We start from the raw sequence: 1,511 nt of genomic DNA, 5'->3' as shown, positions 1-1,511 counted from the left end.
CCTATATTCCATACAGTTTTAGGAATCGTTAAGCTTTCTAAATATACAGCATTCATAAATCTGGTTTGGCAACCCTTTTTAAAACAAATTTTATATAGAGAGTTGTTTGTATTCTTTTGGTGATAAATAACCCAAACTACCATGGATCCTAAAGTTATTATACCAATTAACATAATCGAATAATTCTAGTTCTAACTCTTCTAAGCTATTAAATATTATATTAAATGCGAACTCTGTTTTAAATATTTTAAAAGTTGCTTCAGCTACCGCATTATCATATGGACATCCTTTAGCACTTAATGACCTTTCAATATCAAAGGCTGTTAAAACATCGTCAATGATTTTATTCTTATATTCATTTCCTCTATCTGTGTGAAATATCTTTATTTTATTTAATCCACCATTTACTGATTTAAATGCCTTATAAACAAGCTTTGCACCTTTATGACGGCCTGCAGAATAGCCTAATATTTCTCTTCCATGTAAATCCAGTAATAAACATATATAATTCCATTTACCATCTACATTAACATAAGTCAAATCACTAACAACAACTTCACGCTCTGCGCGATTATTAAATTTACGATTTACTTTATTTCCAATGTTATCGTTGTTACAGTTTGTTTTATGAACTTTATATTGTTTCACGGTATAGTTTGATACAAGGCCATATTTGGCCATGATTTGGGCTATTTTTCTGCGTGAAGCAATTATATTTAACCTTTTAAGCTCGACTTTTATTTTTCTTGTTCCATAATTATTCCGACTATCTTTAAATATTTTAATGATTTGATTTTCTAACACTGTATTAATTGCTTTTGTTTTTCTTTTATAATAATAAACCGTTCTTGATATTTCTAATAATTCACACATTGCGCTAATACTGTACTTATGTTTGTTTGCTTTAATTACTTTGACTTTCGTCCCATTATCAGCGCCGCTTGCTTTAAAATATCATTTTCCATTCTTAGTTGTCTATTTTCTTTTTCAAGTTCTAACAACTTATTTTCCTCTAAAGTTCTATTATCAGCAGCCCTAAATGATCCCGTATTATCATATTCTTTAACCCATTTATAAACTGCAGCTGCACTAATACCATATTCACTTACTAAATCCTTAGTTGCTTTACCACCCTTATAAAGAGCTACAATTTGCTTCTTGAATTCATCTGTATAAGATCTTCTTTTAGACATAGTTTTTATACCTTTCCCTTTATTTCTTATCCATATTATAACATATGTCTATATATAATCTGTTTTAATCATTGTAGCCTATCCATGTTATCTACATATTATATAATGAAAGTCATGAACCACATGCTAGGCATTCAATATTTAATATCATTAGGAGGTGATTTTTATCAATATAAATTATATTCAAAAGCATATTTTTATAAAGTTTTTGCTTATTATTTTCTTTGTCGTTGTATTGCTTTTATTTGGAGGTTTTGTCTTAATAAAAAGCAATATTGAAACTAATGATGAAATACCAGAAATTACAGATTTGTATAC

General features: G+C 28.2%; 1 protein-coding gene. It reads right to left on the bottom strand.

Annotation, left to right across the window (positions count from 1 at the left end):
• Window positions 1–90: 90 nt before the first annotated feature.
• Window positions 91–1,193, bottom strand: a protein-coding gene (locus tag VK998_RS00125) for an IS3 family transposase (protein WP_325224124.1) whose coding sequence is annotated in 2 segments (ribosomal slippage) — window positions 91–950 and window positions 950–1,193 — 1,104 coding nt in all. Because the reading frame shifts where the segments join, the coding sequence is not laid out codon by codon here.
• Window positions 1,194–1,511 lie beyond the last annotated feature (318 nt).

It is taken from the genome of Schnuerera sp. (genome assembly GCF_035459645.1).
Classification (GTDB): domain Bacteria; phylum Bacillota; class Clostridia; order Tissierellales; family Tepidimicrobiaceae; genus Schnuerera.
This window is presented reverse-complemented; position numbering and strand designations above follow the sequence as displayed.